Genomic DNA, 17,703 nt, shown 5'->3' on the forward strand with positions numbered 1-17,703 from the left:
TCTTTATTTTTTCTTTTCTATGAGTTGTTTCTTCTTCAACTCTAAAACCACATCAGATGCCTGAGCAACTTCCTTACTGTGCGTAACAACTATGACACATTTTTGGCGATCTAAGGCCATTCTTTTAAGGATAGCAATAATATCCTTCGCAGTTTCCTCGTCTAGATTTCCAGTCGGTTCATCTGCTAAGATAATTGGAGCCTCTGAAACCAAAGCCCGCGCAATAGCTACACGTTGTTGTTGCCCACCTGAAAGTTGCAGGACATTTCGATTAATTTGTTTTTCATCTAATCCCAATTCAGAAAGTATCTTCCTATCGGCATTTTTATTAACAAGTCGTACATTTTCTAAAGGTGTAAGATAATCAATGAGATTGTAATTTTGAAAAACAAGCGCAACATGGTGTCTACGATGATAACTAGAGCCTTTTTTCTTGATATTTTCTCCATTAAACAAGACCTGCCCCTTCTTGGGATAATCAAGACCTGCCAAAAGTGAAAGTAAGGTCGATTTTCCCGCTCCAGATTGCCCAATAATACTATAAAATTTACCTTTCTCGAAACGATAATTCACCTTCGAGAGGATAGCTTCACTTTTATTTTGATAACTATACGTAACATCTTTGAGTTCTAACATAGTGTTCCTTTCTCCTTAACTCATATTAGATAAGATTTCTTTTGGAGTTTTACGCCAAATGAGACCTGTTGTCACACCGAGCGATAATATTACCAAGACTAGAAGACTTAGATAAGATTGGCCTAAAGGTAGTCCCTGAGGTATTTGATCTAATAACTGAAGAGCCTGCTGCTGTCCTTGCTGTCCTATAAATTCTTGCAAAAACAGTCGACTTAGTAGCCGTCCAATAGCAAGGGCAGGTAGCAAAGACATAAGAGACACCAACAATATCTCCATAAGAAATTGAGCAAAAATGCGTCCCTTACTCTTCCCAATTGCTAAAAGAATACCTATCTCATGATTTCGCTCACGCGTCCATAGTGCCATTAAAAATGAGAGGACCCCTGCTCCTGTAACAATTAAACTAATCATCATCGTTCTGACGATTCCTTGTAGCGCTTTAGACGATTCCTTCAAGGAGTCAAAAGCCTTACGGTCCTCGTCTAAACGTAGACGATTCCAATCGATATCCAATTGTTCCACTTGTTTAATGACTTGATTGATTCTATCTGGATTCTTAATACCAAAGGATAATTTTGTCACTAACTTATCAGTCAAATTAAGCAGTTGGCTATTATCGTCATAATGGAGGAAGATTTGATTTTCACTTAAATCTGAGGACATTCCAGTAAATGTCTCCTCCTTCTTGCCAGAAAAAATACCAACGATATCAAAGGTCATTTCCCTAGCTCCACTTTCAGTCATCTGGAAATTGGACAAGGTCAGCTTATCTCCGACGCTTAGCTTATTTTTCCTAGCAAGCGATTCATGAATCATAATTTGCCTTTTAGCAGATATGTGCTTCCCCTTAATGAGTTGAAAAGCACCACTCCTAAAATCAACACTTTGGCCTGTTTCCTTAGTAAAAGTGGCTCCCAAGGCTTGATTAGCCTCATTATTAAGATCATCACGTTCCACCGTTTGTTTTCCTGTAACTACCTTCTTATCGATAAGTCGCACCGGACTTACATATTGAGGTATCGTTGAAATCACATCAGATAGATGACTAATCTTTGCCCCCTCTTTCCAGGAAAAGGCACTCCCTCTTTCTTTACTTACCAGATCAAAACTTGCCCCACTTGACTTCCTGATTTGTGCCTCCATTCCTCCACCAACTTGCATAAGAGAAAAACAAAAATACAAGCAAGATAATATCAAAAATAAAATAAGAAAAAGGATAAAATTCCGTGTTTTTTTGCGGAAAATATAAGCAACTGCCTGTTGTAAGAGAACCATCTTCCACCTCCATTTAAGACATTGGCCCTCAGCTACACCAAAGATAAATGAGGACTCTTTCATTTTTCTTATCCTAATTATAGACGACAAATGTGAAACCTTTATGAAATTCAATATTCTAAAGTGATTGTTATCTAAAAATCTAACTGCTGAGATGAGAACTCCAATTAAATAATAACTCTAAAGGACTATCATAAAAAATTCGTTTCATGATTGACTTCACCTCTTTTTCTCCCATAAATCGTCTCTCGCCAATAGCATTTACCCTCGGCATTTGATATAATTTTTCTCAGAGGTATTTTTATTTATGAAGAAACAAGCTTTTAGTTCTGAACAGTATTTGAATCTGCAGCGCGACCATATTTTGGAGCGCATTAACCAGTTTGATGGCAAGCTCTACTTGGAGTTTGGTGGTAAGATGTTGGAAGATTTCCACGCTGCCCGCGTCCTTCCTGGTTATGAACCTGACAATAAAATCAAGCTCCTTCAAGAGCTCAAAGATCAGGTCGAAGTGGTCATTGCTATTAATGCCAGCAATATCGAGCACTCTAAGGCTCGTGGTGACCTTGGCATTTCCTACGACCAAGAGGTCCTTCGTCTGATTGATAAATTCAACGAGCTCAATATCTATGTGGGTTCTGTTGTTATTACGCAGTATTCTGGTCAACCTGCAGCCGATGCTTTCCGTAACCAATTGGAAAAAAATGGCATCACGTCTTACATCCACTACCCTATCAAGGGCTACCCAACGGATATGAACCATATCATTTCACCTGAGGGTATGGGGAAAAACGACTATATCAAGACTAGCCGTAACCTTATCGTCGTTACTGCTCCTGGGCCTGGTTCTGGTAAATTGGCGACATGCATGTCTAACATGTACCACGACCAAATCAATGGTATCAAGTCAGGTTATGCTAAATTTGAAACCTTCCCAGTTTGGAATTTGCAGCTTCATCACCCAGTTAACTTGGCCTATGAAGCTGCCACTGCAGACCTTGATGATGTCAATATGATTGACCCATTCCACTTGGAAACTTACGGCAAGACTACAGTAAACTACAACCGTGACATCGAGATTTTCCCAGTCCTCAAACGTATGCTTGAACGTATCCTTGGTGAGTCTCCTTACGCTTCACCTACGGATATGGGTGTTAACATGGTTGGTTTTGCCATTACAGATGATGAGGCCGCCAAAGAAGCTTCTAAACAAGAAATCATCCGTCGCTACTATCAAACTATTCTTGATTTCAAAAATGAACGTGTTCCTGAAACTGCTGTCAAGAAAATTGAGTTGCTCATGAACGATCTTGGCATCACTCCTGAAAATCGCCAAGTGGTCGTTGCAGCACGCGCTAAGGCTGAAGAAACAGGTGGTTCTGCTCTTGCCCTTGAATTGCCAAATGGCCAAATTGTCACTGGTAAAAATTCAGAACTCTTTGGTCCAACTGCGGCTGCTTTGATCAATGCTATCAAGACTTCTGCAGGTATTGATAAGGATACTAAACTTATCGAGCCTGAAGTGGTTAAACCTATCCAAGGTCTGAAAATTAACCATTTAGGTAGCCGTAACCCTCGCCTCCACTCAAACGAAATCCTCATTGCTTTGGCTATCACAGCTGCTAACAATGCGGATGCAGCGCGTGCCATGGAGGAACTTGGTAACCTCAAGGGTTCTGAAGCCCACTCAACCATCATCCTTACTGATGAAGATAAAAATGTTCTCCGTAAGCTTGGTATCAATGTGACCTTCGACCCTTACTATCAATACGACAAATTGTATCGTAAATAATAGATCACTAGAAACATCAAAGACCTCAGTTTTACTAACTGAGGTCTTTTAGAATTGCATTTAGCTGGAGAAAGAAAAAAGGGAGACTCTATCGAGTTCCCTTTTTGATAACCCACTCTTTCCTCTCGACCCGTTCCCAATGAAAAGGGAGTGGCCTAGCATTATTATGAAAAAGTGAGTTAAAGGTATCAAACAGAGGGCTAAGCCACTCCCGATTCTAATCAGCCTACGATTTCTAACTTGAGAAAAGGTAAGCTAAAAAGCAAAATTATAGTAGATAGGACTGCAACAAGTGGGAGGTAACGGCCTCCAACAAGATAGAGTAATAATGGCGCTATCGCTATGAAACGATTTAGAAAATTGCTAGTAACACGAACGGTTTGTCCGTCCTCTACAGTAATAGTGTTAGACTTGTAACCCAATTTTCCAACACTTAAACGAGCTTTTGATGATGGTAGGGAAACATTCACTGCTTCCACCCCAGAAACTGTCCCCACAAGACTACTGTCTACACGAATAGGACTCTTTCTAGCTACCTTGCTCGCTTCAATTGTTATACTAGCCACTAGCCATCTCCTTTTCCTATCTTTCTACTTATAGTATACACTTTTTGAAACGCTTACACAAGTGAAATGACTGTTAAATCAGGATTTCTTGAAAATGTTTTATGTTTTCAAAAGTTCTTAAACCGCTTTGAGGAACTTTTAAATTATTGGATTTTAAATAGTAAAAAGGGCTCAGTCCTATCAGATATAGAACTGAACCCTTTCCTATAAGAATTTGTCTATCCTGTTTGGATAAGTGCCAGAGGGGGATAATATTCCTATACGGGAATAGTGGCACCTCCCCTACAAAAGACCAAATTTACTTAGGCTAATCCATGAACATAAGCATCTACAGCAACGATGGCTTGAGCAATATCAGAAGCCTTCACTTCAAATGGCATTTGATGAATAGTTTCTCCTTCGATTGTTGCTTGTTGACCAACCTTGAGAAGATCTTCGTAACTTGCATTTTCTAGATGCATTTCTTTAAGAGTGGTTGGCATGCCAATTTGTTGATAGAAACGAATGTATTTATCCAAAACTTCTTTTGGACGATTTTCTAGGAACAATTGTACAAGAGTTCCGTAGGCTACTTTTTCACCATGAGTCAAATGGTGAATATCGCCAGTGAGGGCTGTGAAACCATTATGGATGGCGTGAGCCGCAGCCAAGCCACCACTTTCAAATCCGATACCACTGAGAAGGGTATTGGCTTCAATGATGTTTTCAAGGGCTGGCGTTACCACTTTTGCTTCACAGGCAGCCATGGCTTGTAGACCATCCGCAAAAAGGATTTCTTCACAACGTTCAGCAATGGCAACACCAGCAAGTGTTTGGTGTTTGCCTAGCATGGTTTTACCATTTGCTTGCATAACTGCTCGAGCTTCTACCCAAGTTGCTAAGCCATCTGCAATACCAGATGCTAACAAACGTTTTGGTGCTTGAGAGATAACCTTACTATCAACCAAAACCAATTCTGGGTTCTTAGAATAGAAGATGTAGCGTTCAAAGGCACCCTCGTCCGTATAGATAACAGACAAGGCTGAAACCGGAGCATCTGTAGATGCAATGGTAGGAGCAATCACTACTGGTGATTTTAGAAGATCTGCGATGGCTTTAGCACTATCAATAGTCTTACCGCCACCTAGTCCAATGACTAAATTACAGCCCTTTTCTTTGGCCAGGCTTACCACACGATTAATTTCATTATCTGAAGCTTCACCATTAAAGAAGACTGGAACAACTGTAAGTCCATTTTGAACGAGGTATTCTTCGAAACGTTGACCCACAATGTCATAAACTACTGAATCACACAATAGTACAGGATGACTTCCTAGTTCCAAAATGGTTTTTGCATTTTCAAATAAGGCGTTTTCACCTTGAATGTAACGCGACGGACTTGCAAAATTTCTCATAGTCTTTCTCCTTTGACATAAATGTATTTATATAGAATCAATTAAACGACCTTAGTTCTATGGAATATAGAGCTAAAAACTCACTTTAATTGACAGCATATCTATTTGGAGTCAGTACATAAGTCTAATTTTTTACTCTGTTTTCAAAACTCCTACTCTTCTTCTGGGTAGGTCAAACCCCAGTCTTTACGGAGTTGTGTCATGAGATCCATGACATCTCGGCTGTAATTGAGGTAGGTATGATCATCCTCGCCTGCAACAGCTGCTTCCATATCGAGGACCTCATACTGGAGGGCTTTAGCGGTTTCTCCGGCCTCAATGACTTCTTGTGAGCCATCTTCCGTATAGGTGATGACCGCCTTTTGCCCACGTGGGTATTCATAAAGTTCGATATAGCCCTTGTCATAAGCGATGGTGCCACGTTTAGGCTGTTTGGCGTGAAGACTTAGCGTCACCGTCGCCATTTCCCCTTCTGCATTGGTAAGGAGAATACCCGCTTGTTCATCAACACCAGTCGGAGCTAGCTTGACCTGTGAGACCATCTCTGTCGGTTGCGACGTCATAAACCAACGTACAAAGGAAAGGGCATAGACACCGATATCAAGTAAAGCTCCACCAGCCAGATTACGATTGAAAAAGCGGTTGGTCATGTCATATTCTTTATAAGAACCGAAGTTCATCTGGATGACCTTGAGAGGTCCTAGCTTACCACTTTCCACGATTTCAGAGAGTTTTCGATAGATAGGCATATGGAAAATGGTCATGGCTTCTGCCAGTTTCACATGATTTTCTTCGGCGAGTTGAATAGCTTCTGCCAATTCCTCACTGTTTAGAGTGATGGATTTTTCACAGAGGACATGCTTGCCAGCTGCGAGGGCCTTGCGAAGGTAATTAATATGCGTATTGTGAGGCGTTGAGATGTAGATAATATCCACTTCAGGATCTTCAAAGACTTGGTCAATCTCTTCATAAACCTTTTCAATGCCATATTTCTCAGCGAAGGCTACACCCTTATCGTAGGTACGATTGGCAACGGAATAGAGTTTCCCGCCAAGAGCTCCCAAGGCTTGTGCCAATTCGTTAGCAATAACGCCAGTTCCAAGACTAGCCCAGTTGTACTTAATTTGATTTGTCATAGTTTTCCTTTATTCTATTTTTGAATAGTCAATTCATTAATCTGAGATAAGATTTCAACCTCACTCGCTCCTGCCTGAAGCAAGGCTGCAGCCGCATAGGCCCCCTCTATGAGAGGTACCTGTTGAATAAGGATTTCCTTGTCTGAAAATTCCTCAAGCATTTCCAAATTCATACGTGCACTGCCCAAGTCGTAAAAAGCCAAGAGTCGGTTGGCTGGCTGACTGTCCACAGCCACTTGCACATGGTCAAAACTAGATCCCAAGCCACCATCTTCCAGACCACCTGTAGCCGTCAAAGGGATATCTGGAGCGACCTCACGAATCAGACTCACCAAACCTTTAGCAATGTCCGCAGAGTGGGATACAATCACAATTCCAAGTTCTGGCATATCCTAGCCCTCCGCTTCTAGCAAGGCTTTGAAGAGTAGACCAGACGAATAAGAGCCTGGATCAATGTGACCAATAGAACGCTCACCTACATAAGAGGCACGCCCCTTGGTAGCCACAACTTCCTTGGTTGAAAGAACAGCTTGATCAATAAGGTCATTAGTTAATTGACCTTGTTTGACAGCTTCAACAACTGGATGCCAAACATCCACCATGGTCTTTTCACCAACTTGTGCATGGCCTCGTTTTTTAATCATCTCGAGACCTGCCTCAAGCACTCCTGCCAAATCCTGTCCAGCTTGTTCAGCTTTCATCATGCCCATAAAGGCAGACCCATAAAGCGGACCTGAGGCACCGCCAACCTTACTAATCAAGGCCATAGACACCGCCTTGAACACTTCTGCTGCACTTTGTGGTTCAGTGCTGTTAATAGCCTCGATGGCTACTGCCATACCACGTGCCAAGTTAGCACCATGATCACCATCTCCAATAGGACCGTCTAATTCAGATAAGTGGTCTTTTTCTGCTTCAACCTTTTGATCAAAGCATTGCATCCATTTTACTGCAACTGTTTTATCCATAATATACCTAATTTCTAGTTTTCATGTCAGACTACCAAGCAATGGTCTTAACAGGACTCTCCAGAGCCTCAAGCCAAGCGTCATCTTCAATCTTCATGAGCGTCAATGAAAGACCTGCCATATCAATCGATGTCATGTAGTTACCTAATTTTCTATAAACCACATCTAAGCCCGCATCTCCAAGAATGCTTGCTACATCGTTAGCAAAGATATACTGCTCCATGAGAGGTGTCGCACCCATACCATTGATGAGAAGGGCATAGCGTTCACCTGCCTTAGCCTCAAAGGCTTCAAGGAGTTTCCCTGTCAATTCTTCAGCTAACTGGCGAGATGGCTGCATAGACTCCTTACGATAACCTGGTTCACCATGGATACCAATACCGTACTCGATTTCATCCTCAGCTAGGACAAAACCAGGCTTACCAACCTCAGGAACCGTTGCACCGCTAAGGGCCAAACCAATGGTGTGGATGTTAGGAACGATCTTGTCAGCCAAGTCTTTGATTTCAGCCAGAGACTTGCCTTCACGAGCCGCATGACCTAGGATTTTGTGAACGAAAATGGTACCAGCAACCCCACGACGACCTTGTGTATAGAGGCTATTTTCCACAGCAATGTCGTCGTCTACAACAACACTAGCAACCTCGATGCCTTCCATTTCAGCCAATTCTTGAGCCATCTCGAAATTCATGATGTCACCAGAGTAATTTTTAACGACCATGAAGACACCAGCCCCTTGGTCCGCTGCCTTGATAGCTTCCAAAATCTGATCTGGCGTTGGTGACGTGAAGACAGCCCCTGCAATGGCTGCCGAAAGCATACCATCACCTACAAAACCAGCATGAGCTGGCTCGTGACCACTCCCGCCACCAGAAATGAGACCAACCTGACCAGCAGCCTGCTCATTTCTTGCGATGATGTCAACCCCCTCAACACGATGTACCAAATCACTGTGAATATAAGCCAAGCCATCTAGCATCTCTGTCACTACATTTTCAGGTTTATTGATAATTTTTTTCATGGAATTGCCTCCTTTTCAAAGGTATCAACTATTTGCACTTACATTGGCTTCCTTCTGTGATTGCTCTTTTCCCTATAAATAAAGGACTTCAAGGCTTTTTGAGAAAGATAGCGTAAAAATATGTAAACGCATACATTTTATAATTTTATTGTAGCATTTGCCTCTATCAATAGCAAGGCAAAAGGCAAGACCTCCATTTTCCTGACCTCTATCATTAAAGTAGAAGAAAAATCTCATAGAAAGTCCTATTTTAGTCGCCAAAGCTATTGAAAAACCACCATTCAAACCTTATAATGGAATGACGAATTAAGCGATAAGGAGGTTCAAATGACCATCGATTTTCCAAGAGAGACAGAAATAGAAACTAAAAACGAAATGGATGCCGTCCTTCAGGCTGGCCGTGTCCTTATGGAGAGCGGTGCTGAGATTTACCGTATTGAAGACACTATGGGACACATGGCCAAGTCTCTTGGCATCAGAGACTTTTCCACTTACGTGGTCAATCGAGGGGTCATGATTTCCGGACTCAACCGCTCAGGTCTTAAGGAGTCTCGTGTCCTAGCTACCTCAGCTCCTTCTATCCATCTGGGCAAGCTCGAGGAAGTTAACCGCCTGTCTCGTGAACTGGCAGAGCAGCCAAATCAGCCTGTGGCTAGTATTTTCCAAAAGCTGAAAACCATAGAGCAGAAGACTTTCTATCGTCCTTTAGAGGACATTATAGCCTGTGTTATTGGTGCAGGGAGCTTTTCACTAGCTCTGGGAAGTAGCTGGATTGATGGAACTGCTGCGGCTATATCTGGACTTTTTGTAGGGATTGGTATGCAGCTCTTTTCACGTTTTATTCATACCAGTTTCTTGCAAATTATCCTCTCTAGTGCCATTGCTGCTTTATCAGCCAATGTTCTCTACTATCTAGGAATCGGCCAGCATCGTAGCGTGATTATTCTGGGAACCTTGATGATCTTGATTCCTGGGGCCTACTTTGTTAATGCCATACGAGAATTCACTCAGAACAACTACTATAGTGGTCTTGCCCTGATGCTGTCGGGGGTCTCCACCTGTCTGTCTATCTCTGTCGGTGTTCTCGCCATGATTTCACTTCTCCCCTTTGCGGAACAATTATCAGGCATGTTCTCAACACCATCTACCTCATGGCAAGAGGTCTTGATTCAGACCTTCATGGCAGGGCTGGGGACAGCAGCCTTCTCTGTGCTTTACCGAGTACCCAAGAAATACTTCTTAGACCTCGGAACCCTAGGTGCAGGCTCATGGCTCCTCTACCTCTTGATTTGGAACAATACCCATCACGAAGTCCTTGCCATCCTCTTTCCAGCCCTTCTGGTCACATTCACCTCACGCTTTTTGGCCCACTACCGTAGATGTCCAGCTACAGTCTTCCTAGCCTCAAGCATGTTCCCACTCATCCCAGGGATGAGCTTCTACCGTGCGGTCTACTTCCTCTTGATTGGAAATTCAGACCTAGGTCTCAGCTTCCTACGAGCTTGTTTCCTGGCCTCATTTACCATCGCCATCGCCGTCAGTTTGACACAACAAATCCCTAGCCGTTATTTTGTACTAGGGAAGAAGAAATAAATTGTTAAAAGCCAGTGGTTTTGTATGCCAGTGGCTTTTTTGGTGTTTCGATTAGTAATTGACACCAAAAAAGGTAGCCCTAAAAAAGCTACCTCGCAAAATCTACTTCAAATCAAAATATTCCTTAACATCTTTAGCATAGCCATACTGCTGGTTTAAACGCTCAATTAAGTCTTTGTTATGACCTGGATAAGTGTCATTTCTTCGTAACTCTTGATAAAGCTCGATATAGGGCAACTGTTTGTCTTTGGCTAACTGCAACTCTGCCTCATAATTATAGGCAATCTTCCGAAATTGGAGATTAGTAAGACCATTTTCTTCTACATCGACTAAGGCATACTGGGCCCTATGATTTTGCAGGGGTGACCAGTCAAAATAGGGCATCCCAATCGTACCAGGATTAAGGATCTGTTGCCCCTTACTACCATAGCGAAGCAATTGCTTATGCACATGACCGTAAATCGCCATATCTGTTTGATCATCTAGCAACTGATCAAAATGACTGGTATCGTTAGCTGGTCGTAACTCACCTCCGTAGTTTTTCTCCGGTAAGTGATGCGTCAGAGAAAAACGAATCCCATTGACTTCCTTTTTCACAACCAGAGGTAGAGAACGTATCCAATCAACATATTCAGTATCCAGTTCTTCCATCAAGTACTGGGTAAGTCGCAAGAGCTGAATTTCTTGAGGGTCCTCCAGACCATACTCCCCATCCAAAGCCTCCAAAACGCAATCATCCCAATTTCCTCTAACAGTGGCTGTTAGAGGAATAGAAGACAGAAGTTCAAAGAGTTCATTTCTACCTGGTCCAGGTAACAAAATATCCCCCATTAACCAATACTCTGTCGCACCCAACTCTTGAGCATCCTTAATAACTGCCTCAAGAGCTGTTGTATTTCCATGAATATCTGACAAAATTGCAATACGATGTTTCATCTATACTCCTTCACTGATGGTCTATTAAGTTAAAACTAATACAACATCAACTATTCTTCCTTACCTTCACCCTCATACAAACATGCCACCAAGCGTTCAAAGGGCTCTATATACTCCCAATAGTCAAAAGGGAGATTTGAGATTTTACTTAAATCATTTTCATCAAAATGATACACGAGATGGCGTAGTATTTGATTTTCAATATAATGAATATCTCTCAACTGCTCTAGGCTGATTGTATCCAGTTCTATGATGTAGTGACACAAATCATCAAGTGCTTTTACGTCAAATTTTTTCTCCTCGTGTAGGAAGTAGAGAAAGCTCTGATTCTCACCTCTTTTATTATCTTCTATCAGATTCCTTTTATGCATCATTCTTGAATCCTTTCCTTAATAGCACCATTATAACACTAGAAAATGATTCTCCAAAGCGACAACATAAAAAGAGAATCTGGGATGTTTCCATTCCAAATTCTCTTATTCTTGATTAGCAAAGTAGCAAGACTTTTTACCACAAACTAATGCGTTTGCTTGGTGCTAAGTACATGTCGTCTGCTTCTTTGATTTGAGGGTAGGCCTCATAAAACTCAGGAAGGTTTTTAAGTTGTTGGTTAACACGTAACTCATTTGGTGCGTGGACGTCTTGTACCATGGTATATTTATTGTACTGTAGGCTGGCCTTTTGTTTCCAGATATCTGCGTAGTTCTCAAAGTAATCCTTGAGGTTAGGTTTTGTCATATCTGTTTTGAGAACTTGTAGTGTGGATGAGAGACCACCAGCATCTGCGACATTCTCAGTGACTGTGAGTTTTCCATTTACCTTAGTCCCGTAAATTTCCAACCCATTCCACTGGTCTTCAAAGGCTTTGATCCTCTTATCGAAAGCTTTAGTATCTGCTTTTGTCCACCAGTTATGCATGTCGCCGTTCTCATCATAGTCGGCACCATTGGAGTCAAAGGCATGGGTAATTTCATGTCCAATCACGACACCGATACCACCATAGTTCTTTTCAGTACTTTGATTTTTGTCATAAAACGGCGCTTGCAAAATGCCAGCTGGGAAGTTGATGCTATTGCTTTCTGGGTTGTAATAAGCATTGATATCAAAAGCAGAACCTGACCATTTATTCTTATCAATAGGATCATCAAAATGATCAATGGTATAACGTTTTCCGAACTGGGCAATATCTTCTGACAGTTCAAAGAAGGACTTGTTAGGGTCAAGATGTAGTTCCTTAGTACCAGGATTGACATCTTCCTGATAACCTACGAAAACCTTCATTTTATCCAACTTTTCGATAGCCTTGTTGCGTGTGCCTTCCGTCAACCAATTATTCTTTTGGAGACGGCCACGATAGACATTTTTGATTTTATCAATCATGCCTGTCACATCAGTCTTTGCTTCCTCACCAAAGTATTTACGTCCATAATAGACACTCATGACATCACTAAACAGATGGACACTCATCTCGTAAACCGTATCTTCCTTAGAAACTGGCTTCTGTGTACCCATAATAGCCATGCTAATCGATGCAAAATTCAAGCGGTAATCTTCTGTCAGAGAATTTGAGGCTGCCATAGCTTCTTGCACCAAGATCCATGATTTGATTTTAGAAAAATTGTCCTGATTGACGATCTTACTATAATTCTCAAAATACTTGGTATTAGGGACATTGATGGTTTCTAAATCACGTCCCATAATGCCTTTAATGACATCATATAATTTGAAGGAACCAGAGTAGGCATTAATCTCTTCTGCTGTTTTAGGGTGAACCAAATTCTTACTTTCAGACATCTCTTCGTTACTGAGACTGTACTTAGCAATGATTTCGTCGAACTCCAGTGCTTCTTTGACAATGCGTTTACTATTTTTTTCGCTATATCCAAGCATTTCCAAGGCTTTTTGCGTGGCTGTTTCAATTGGAGTTAAATATTGTTTCTTGCTGGCCTCGTCTTTATAAATAGACACATCTGGCAATAAGATACTTGGGGGACTCAATTGGATTTGTTTTTGGCTAGTATTCTCTGCGTTAGTTCCTACGTCATAACCAAATGGAAGAGGAATCCCTTTATCAGTCAAGCTAGCAGATTTACTGGCCAAATCATTAAGATCTTTGATATCCTCAATTTCTTTTAGATAAGGTTTGAGAGGTTCAAGGCCATCTTTCTCACGTTGCTTGTAATCACTAGCAGCCTTGTAGAATGTAATAAACTCAGACATCCCTGTAATATCTGACGTTTCCTTGCCCTCCCCTAAATTTTTGATATCCTTCTTTAGTTTTCCTTTGATATCTTCATCTAAAGTATAAAAATTATCAATGCTTGGAGAATCAGCAGGAATTTTGGTTTTCAGGAGCCAGTCCTTGTTAACAGCTTGGTAAAAATTTGAGGCTACCGTAGCATTCTTGTCAATCGGTGTCTCTTGTGGGACAAAGGTTTTATAAGCCCAAAAACCACCTCCTGCAAGAGCCAAGGCCAAGGCTCCCGTTATGGAACCAAGAATAATTTTCTTACGCTTTTTCATAGATACTCCTTAGAAAATTAGATTAATATACTTGTATTATATCATTAGAACACAAATTTTAGCAAGCTGTTTTTGGGAGACAAAAAGAAGTAATCAGACGATTACTTCTCTTTATTTTCTTAAATGGCTAAAATTAGGTATCATGACACTCAAGATAAGAACAATAAAAGATCAACTAAATCCAACTTAGCAGGTTGAATTCAGTTGATCTTTTTGGTCATTTTACTAATCATCACAAGCAGATAAATCATTTAAAAGACAAACTGCCGAGTGATGTTAATCCTCTTGCTAGATTAATGTTACGCTCTGATTTTTCTTGGAATTCTGTGAGAGTCTTACTCAAGTCACTCACTCCAGAACTCAGTGATTTCCCTTTAGAAAGATTGCGGACTGCTAGAACTTGAATAGCTCTCCTTAATTCTGCAAGAAGTTCGTCATTATCCTTCTTCCCAACTTCTATTTCATTTTTAAACGTTACGAGCAACTCTCTCTCATTTTCAGTTGTTTCTGGATTTATAATAAGATTATAGATATTGTTTAAGATATCCGTAATTTGGTTGTTGTTACTTTTTGTCATCTAGATTACCTCCTATAACCTGTAGCAAGATTAGGTCGAGCAAGTGAATTAAATTGGTTAATTGTTTGTGTTGTCATGAGCAACGACCTCTTTTAATAGTTCGATGTGACATCATTATACACATCTAGCATATCAAATTCAAGAACAAAAATATCCTTCTGCCACAAATGGTCCAAATTTAGCACAAACAGATAAAAAGAAGTAATCAAACGATTACTTCTCAGATTGAAGAAAAAGTCCATTTTAGGCAACTTTCTTCAATCTGTTTCTTTTAGAGTATAAAGTGAAAAACTCTTATAAATTCCATTACATCAGCATTCCTAAGAATTTTAACTATGTGGCAATCAACTTCTAAAGGGCTATTTTCTATTGTTGATAGAGCTTATCCATATTCTGAAGCAACCATATCGAGTAGTTGCTTTTTTACTACTTTCTTGATCTAAAAGCCTTCTTGTGGCTCTAATTCTTGTTGTTTCCCCTCATCTTTTGTGATACAATAGCATCAATTTTTTCTAGGAGGTTAATATATGGCTTCTACTATTGGTATTGTAAGTTTATCTAGTGGGGTTATCGGTGAGGACTTTGTCAAGCACGAAGTGGACTTGGGGGTCCAACGACTCAAGGACCTCGGACTCAATCCTATCTTTTTACCTCATTCGCTAAAAGGCTTAGATTTTATCAAAGAACATCCTGAAGCTCGTGCAGAAGATTTGATTCAGGCCTTTTCTGATGATAGTATCGACATGATCCTATGCGCCATCGGTGGAGACGATACCTATCGCTTGCTGCCTTATCTTTTTGAAAATGACCAACTACAAAAGGTTATCAAACAAAAGATTTTTCTTGGCTTCTCAGATACAACCATGAACCATCTCATGTTGCATAAACTAGGAATCAAGACTTTTTACGGGCAATCCTTTTTAGCAGACATTTGTGAGTTAGACAAAGAAATGTTGCCATATAGCCGCCACTACTTTAAAGAATTAATTGAGACTGGTAGAATCTCAGAAATCCGCCCTAGTAACGTTTGGTATGAGGAACGGACTGATTATAGTCCCAAGGCTCTGGGAACACCTCGTGTTAGTCACGAAAATACAGGTTTTGACTTGTTACAAGGCACTGCTCAATTCGAAGGGGAAATCCTCGGTGGTTGCCTCGAATCTCTCTATGATATTTTTGACAACTCTCTACACGCAGACAGCACGGACCTCTGCCAAAAATACAAACTTTTCCCTGACTTATCCGACTGGGAAGGAAAGATTCTATTGCTAGAAACAAGTGAAGAAAAGCCTGAACCTGATGATTTCAAAAAGATGTTGTGGACTTTAAAGGAAACTGGTATATTCGAGATCATCAGTGGACTCTTGGTCGGGAAACCTATGGATGAAACCTTCTATGACGACTATAAGGAGGCTTTAATGGACATCATTGATAGCAATATCCCGATTGTCTATAATCTGAATGTCGGACATGCCACACCAAGAGCGATTGTTCCCTTTGGAGTTCACGCGTATGTAGATGCAACAGAGCAAGTCATTCGCTTTGACTATCATAAAGAAAGCTGAGATGAATTTCTCAGCTCAGATTGAAGTAATCAGATGATTACTTCTCTTTATTTTCTTAAACAGCGAAAATTGGGTAACAAGATACTCAAAATAAGAACTATAAAAATGCCCAAAACCATAATTGTAGTATAGGAATTAAAGCAGAGACTTATTAGCAAGGCAAGACTTATTCCAATCATTAGGTATCCCAACTTTCTCACCACTGATTTACTTCTCTGGTTATGATTTTTTGTAGCCAAGCCAATGCTTTTAGGAAGATAATTTCCAATCACTAGAAAAATAAGTGCCACTAACCAAATCACAGTTAAGCGAACTTGAACATGACCTCCTAAGGCAACAGTCAATATAAGACCTTGGATAAGCACAGCAGAAATTGGGACCAACCATAGCATAAACTCTTTTAAGAATGGGATCGTTATTTGTTTAAAGAATGAAAAACAGAGATTATATATGATTAACGCAAGAAAAGGAAGTGCAACAATTGCTAAATTGCGATTCATAAAACCATTGGCTTGCTCTTCCACATTAAAGTGGATTGCAATCTGATTTGGTAGTTGTTTGTAAAAGACTAGTCCGATAATAACCGGTGTAAGTATCATTATATTACCAATGACTCTTTGCATATTATTTTTCATCTTCTTTTCCTCCAAGTGATTGAATCCAAGTTAAAATTTCTTCAAAAACGGTCAAGTTCAAACTATAGTAGATAAAATTCTTCTGTTTTTCTTCTTCAATAAGTCCCGCTTTTCTCAAGGTAGACAAATGATGGGAAACTGTTGCGGGAGCCAAGTCAAACTGCTGGCTGATTTCACCAGCGGACTTTGGTCCAGACTTTAGATAGTCTAAAATTTCTCTCCTCACAGGGGCAGAGATGGCTTTTAAGGTTTCAGATAAGCCCATGAGTTTCCTCCTTTCTCCAAATCCGACGTGTCAGAAGTCCAATACCTAACACATAAATAGCTAAAATAAGTTCGATTAGTAAGAGATTGCTGACTATCCCTAGCTGATAAGCACCTGCCAAAAAATCAATGGCAGCATGGAGTATAATCGCCCAGAAATAGAATGAAAGCCTATGCTTAGTGACTGCTAGAAAATCCCAAGCTGTAAGCAAGACTTGTAACACCAAGGCAACTAGTCTTTCAAAGAGAGACATAACCACAGCAAAGCCCGTTAATTGGTTTACCTGACTAACAAGAGTTGAAGGTAACTGACTGGCCTGACCTGAATGGATGGCCTGCAAAACAATGATGTTAGTGAGTAAGCCCATCACTCCAAGGAAGATAAATTCACTAAGACCATGTCCAAAACCGTAGGCTACAATATCAGACGTCATCAAACTTCTTTTCTTTGCAAGTACCTTAAAAACCAAATAGCGAGTTGTTTCTTCAACAAGGCCAGCCATAAGCCCTCCATAAATAATGGTGAACCATTTAGAAGAGTGACCAAAGCTTGAAAGAACTAGGGCATTGATAGGTCCTTCAATCATCATGACAGGTAAGGCAAAACCAATCAGACCGACTAAAAAGAGCTTGATTGAAAATTGCCATCTTTTCTTCAGAACGATAAAACTAATGACGGCGATAACCAACATGGTAAGAATTGCCATAAAAAGGAATGTTTCCATTTGATTTATCCTTTCATTGAAACGGAGCATCAATACGACTTAGGTCAGAATACCTATTTCTATACTTTTCGAAATAGATTCTACGCTTTTCTGAAAG

At 40.5% G+C, this 17,703-nt stretch carries 18 protein-coding genes; 3 read left to right on the top strand and 15 right to left on the bottom strand.

Going from position 1 to position 17,703, the window contains the following annotated elements:
- Window positions 1-3: 3 nt before the first annotated feature.
- Together HMPREF2697_RS02350 and HMPREF2697_RS02355 are read right to left on the bottom strand one after the other, a co-directional pair.
- Complete coding sequence (locus tag HMPREF2697_RS02350) at window positions 4-636, bottom strand: ABC transporter ATP-binding protein (protein WP_002885283.1); 633 nt, start codon at window positions 634-636, stop codon at window positions 4-6.
- A 15-nt stretch (window positions 637-651) separates the two neighbouring features.
- Entirely contained in the window at window positions 652-1,911 is a 1,260-nt protein-coding gene (locus HMPREF2697_RS02355) for an ABC transporter permease (RefSeq protein ID WP_070849544.1), read from the bottom strand.
- A gap of 307 nt (window positions 1,912-2,218) precedes the next feature.
- Between HMPREF2697_RS02355 and HMPREF2697_RS02360 the strand changes: the two genes are divergently transcribed.
- The gene (locus tag HMPREF2697_RS02360) at window positions 2,219-3,703 is read left to right on the top strand and encodes a DUF1846 domain-containing protein (protein WP_070849493.1); all 1,485 of its coding nucleotides are present in this window, start codon (window positions 2,219-2,221) and stop codon (window positions 3,701-3,703) included.
- Between the two features lie 221 nt (window positions 3,704-3,924).
- Here the strand turns inward: HMPREF2697_RS02360 and HMPREF2697_RS02365 are convergent, their stop codons facing one another.
- The 6 genes from HMPREF2697_RS02365 to dhaK all read right to left on the bottom strand — a co-directional run bounded on the left by HMPREF2697_RS02365 (window position 3,925) and on the right by dhaK (window position 8,788).
- Complete coding sequence (locus HMPREF2697_RS02365; RefSeq protein ID WP_045768544.1) at window positions 3,925-4,269, bottom strand: hypothetical protein; 345 nt, start codon at window positions 4,267-4,269, stop codon at window positions 3,925-3,927.
- 302 nt (window positions 4,270-4,571) lie between these two features.
- Complete coding sequence (locus HMPREF2697_RS02370; RefSeq protein WP_004182244.1) at window positions 4,572-5,663, bottom strand: glycerol dehydrogenase; 1,092 nt, start codon at window positions 5,661-5,663, stop codon at window positions 4,572-4,574.
- Between the two features lie 152 nt (window positions 5,664-5,815).
- Window positions 5,816-6,799, bottom strand: coding sequence for a Gfo/Idh/MocA family protein (locus tag HMPREF2697_RS02375; protein WP_070849495.1), 984 nt, complete (start codon window positions 6,797-6,799; stop codon window positions 5,816-5,818).
- Between the two features lie 14 nt (window positions 6,800-6,813).
- On the bottom strand, window positions 6,814-7,188 hold the full coding sequence (gene dhaM, locus HMPREF2697_RS02380) for a dihydroxyacetone kinase phosphoryl donor subunit DhaM (RefSeq protein ID WP_021143900.1): 375 nt from the start codon (window positions 7,186-7,188) through the stop codon (window positions 6,814-6,816).
- Between the two features lie 3 nt (window positions 7,189-7,191).
- On the bottom strand, window positions 7,192-7,767 hold the full coding sequence (dhaL, locus tag HMPREF2697_RS02385; protein WP_070849497.1) for a dihydroxyacetone kinase subunit DhaL: 576 nt from the start codon (window positions 7,765-7,767) through the stop codon (window positions 7,192-7,194).
- A 31-nt stretch (window positions 7,768-7,798) separates the two neighbouring features.
- Window positions 7,799-8,788, bottom strand: coding sequence for a dihydroxyacetone kinase subunit DhaK (gene dhaK, locus HMPREF2697_RS02390; protein ID WP_070849499.1), 990 nt, complete (start codon window positions 8,786-8,788; stop codon window positions 7,799-7,801).
- A gap of 327 nt (window positions 8,789-9,115) precedes the next feature.
- Here dhaK and HMPREF2697_RS02395 point away from each other — a divergent pair, with 327 nt between their 5' ends.
- Window positions 9,116-10,381 (top strand): threonine/serine exporter family protein, encoded by a 1,266-nt coding sequence (locus HMPREF2697_RS02395; protein WP_037610535.1) that lies wholly within the window; start codon window positions 9,116-9,118, stop codon window positions 10,379-10,381.
- A 102-nt stretch (window positions 10,382-10,483) separates the two neighbouring features.
- Here HMPREF2697_RS02395 and HMPREF2697_RS02400 read toward each other — a convergent pair whose 3' ends face one another.
- The 4 genes from HMPREF2697_RS02400 to HMPREF2697_RS02415 form a co-directional block, all read right to left on the bottom strand.
- Window positions 10,484-11,317: a metallophosphoesterase family protein gene (locus tag HMPREF2697_RS02400; RefSeq protein WP_070849501.1), complete on the bottom strand. Its 834-nt coding sequence runs from the start codon at window positions 11,315-11,317 to the stop codon at window positions 10,484-10,486.
- 50 nt (window positions 11,318-11,367) lie between these two features.
- The gene (locus HMPREF2697_RS02405) at window positions 11,368-11,691 is read right to left on the bottom strand and encodes a hypothetical protein (RefSeq protein WP_079119922.1); all 324 of its coding nucleotides are present in this window, start codon (window positions 11,689-11,691) and stop codon (window positions 11,368-11,370) included.
- A 133-nt stretch (window positions 11,692-11,824) separates the two neighbouring features.
- On the bottom strand, window positions 11,825-13,840 hold the full coding sequence (locus HMPREF2697_RS02410) for a M13 family metallopeptidase (protein ID WP_070849504.1): 2,016 nt from the start codon (window positions 13,838-13,840) through the stop codon (window positions 11,825-11,827).
- A 247-nt stretch (window positions 13,841-14,087) separates the two neighbouring features.
- A complete protein-coding gene (locus HMPREF2697_RS02415; protein ID WP_070849506.1) occupies window positions 14,088-14,417 on the bottom strand; it encodes a bacteriocin immunity family protein in 330 nt (109 codons plus the stop codon).
- 527 nt (window positions 14,418-14,944) lie between these two features.
- Here HMPREF2697_RS02415 and HMPREF2697_RS02420 point away from each other — a divergent pair.
- Window positions 14,945-15,982: a S66 family peptidase gene (locus tag HMPREF2697_RS02420; RefSeq protein ID WP_014634748.1), complete on the top strand. Its 1,038-nt coding sequence runs from the start codon at window positions 14,945-14,947 to the stop codon at window positions 15,980-15,982.
- A gap of 47 nt (window positions 15,983-16,029) precedes the next feature.
- Here the strand turns inward: HMPREF2697_RS02420 and HMPREF2697_RS02425 are convergent, their stop codons facing one another.
- The 3 genes from HMPREF2697_RS02425 to HMPREF2697_RS02435 are packed head-to-tail and all read right to left on the bottom strand — an operon-like array spanning window position 16,030 to window position 17,588.
- The gene (locus HMPREF2697_RS02425; protein WP_014634749.1) at window positions 16,030-16,617 is read right to left on the bottom strand and encodes a DUF1648 domain-containing protein; all 588 of its coding nucleotides are present in this window, start codon (window positions 16,615-16,617) and stop codon (window positions 16,030-16,032) included.
- On the bottom strand, window positions 16,607-16,882 hold the full coding sequence (locus HMPREF2697_RS02430; protein WP_002891308.1) for an autorepressor SdpR family transcription factor: 276 nt from the start codon (window positions 16,880-16,882) through the stop codon (window positions 16,607-16,609). The genes HMPREF2697_RS02425 and HMPREF2697_RS02430 overlap by 11 nt, the downstream gene beginning before the upstream one ends.
- The gene (locus HMPREF2697_RS02435) at window positions 16,869-17,588 is read right to left on the bottom strand and encodes a YhfC family glutamic-type intramembrane protease (protein WP_231910687.1); all 720 of its coding nucleotides are present in this window, start codon (window positions 17,586-17,588) and stop codon (window positions 16,869-16,871) included. The genes HMPREF2697_RS02430 and HMPREF2697_RS02435 overlap by 14 nt, the downstream gene beginning before the upstream one ends.
- Window positions 17,589-17,703: the final 115 nt, after the last annotated feature.

The organism is Streptococcus sp. HMSC064D12 (genome assembly GCF_001837205.1).
Classification (GTDB): domain Bacteria; phylum Bacillota; class Bacilli; order Lactobacillales; family Streptococcaceae; genus Streptococcus; species Streptococcus salivarius_D.

Excerpts from the sequence above, each read along its gene's own strand:
- HMPREF2697_RS02350 (WP_002885283.1), bottom strand. The coding sequence starts at position 636 with ATGTTAGAACTCAAAGATGTTACGTATAGTTATCAAAATAAAAGTGAA.
- HMPREF2697_RS02355 (WP_070849544.1), bottom strand. The coding sequence starts at position 1,911 with ATGGTTCTCTTACAACAGGCAGTTGCTTATATTTTCCGCAAAAAAACA.
- HMPREF2697_RS02360 (WP_070849493.1), top strand. The coding sequence starts at position 2,219 with ATGAAGAAACAAGCTTTTAGTTCTGAACAGTATTTGAATCTGCAGCGC.
- HMPREF2697_RS02370 (WP_004182244.1), bottom strand. The coding sequence starts at position 5,663 with ATGAGAAATTTTGCAAGTCCGTCGCGTTACATTCAAGGTGAAAACGCC.
- HMPREF2697_RS02375 (WP_070849495.1), bottom strand. The coding sequence starts at position 6,799 with ATGACAAATCAAATTAAGTACAACTGGGCTAGTCTTGGAACTGGCGTT.
- dhaM (WP_021143900.1), bottom strand. The coding sequence starts at position 7,188 with ATGCCAGAACTTGGAATTGTGATTGTATCCCACTCTGCGGACATTGCT.
- dhaL (WP_070849497.1), bottom strand. The coding sequence starts at position 7,767 with ATGGATAAAACAGTTGCAGTAAAATGGATGCAATGCTTTGATCAAAAG.
- dhaK (WP_070849499.1), bottom strand. The coding sequence starts at position 8,788 with ATGAAAAAAATTATCAATAAACCTGAAAATGTAGTGACAGAGATGCTA.
- HMPREF2697_RS02395 (WP_037610535.1), top strand. The coding sequence starts at position 9,116 with ATGACCATCGATTTTCCAAGAGAGACAGAAATAGAAACTAAAAACGAA.
- HMPREF2697_RS02400 (WP_070849501.1), bottom strand. The coding sequence starts at position 11,317 with ATGAAACATCGTATTGCAATTTTGTCAGATATTCATGGAAATACAACA.
- HMPREF2697_RS02405 (WP_079119922.1), bottom strand. The coding sequence starts at position 11,691 with ATGATGCATAAAAGGAATCTGATAGAAGATAATAAAAGAGGTGAGAAT.
- HMPREF2697_RS02410 (WP_070849504.1), bottom strand. The coding sequence starts at position 13,840 with ATGAAAAAGCGTAAGAAAATTATTCTTGGTTCCATAACGGGAGCCTTG.
- HMPREF2697_RS02415 (WP_070849506.1), bottom strand. The coding sequence starts at position 14,417 with ATGACAAAAAGTAACAACAACCAAATTACGGATATCTTAAACAATATC.
- HMPREF2697_RS02420 (WP_014634748.1), top strand. The coding sequence starts at position 14,945 with ATGGCTTCTACTATTGGTATTGTAAGTTTATCTAGTGGGGTTATCGGT.
- HMPREF2697_RS02425 (WP_014634749.1), bottom strand. The coding sequence starts at position 16,617 with ATGAAAAATAATATGCAAAGAGTCATTGGTAATATAATGATACTTACA.
- HMPREF2697_RS02430 (WP_002891308.1), bottom strand. The coding sequence starts at position 16,882 with ATGGGCTTATCTGAAACCTTAAAAGCCATCTCTGCCCCTGTGAGGAGA.
- HMPREF2697_RS02435 (WP_231910687.1), bottom strand. The coding sequence starts at position 17,588 with ATGGCAATTCTTACCATGTTGGTTATCGCCGTCATTAGTTTTATCGTT.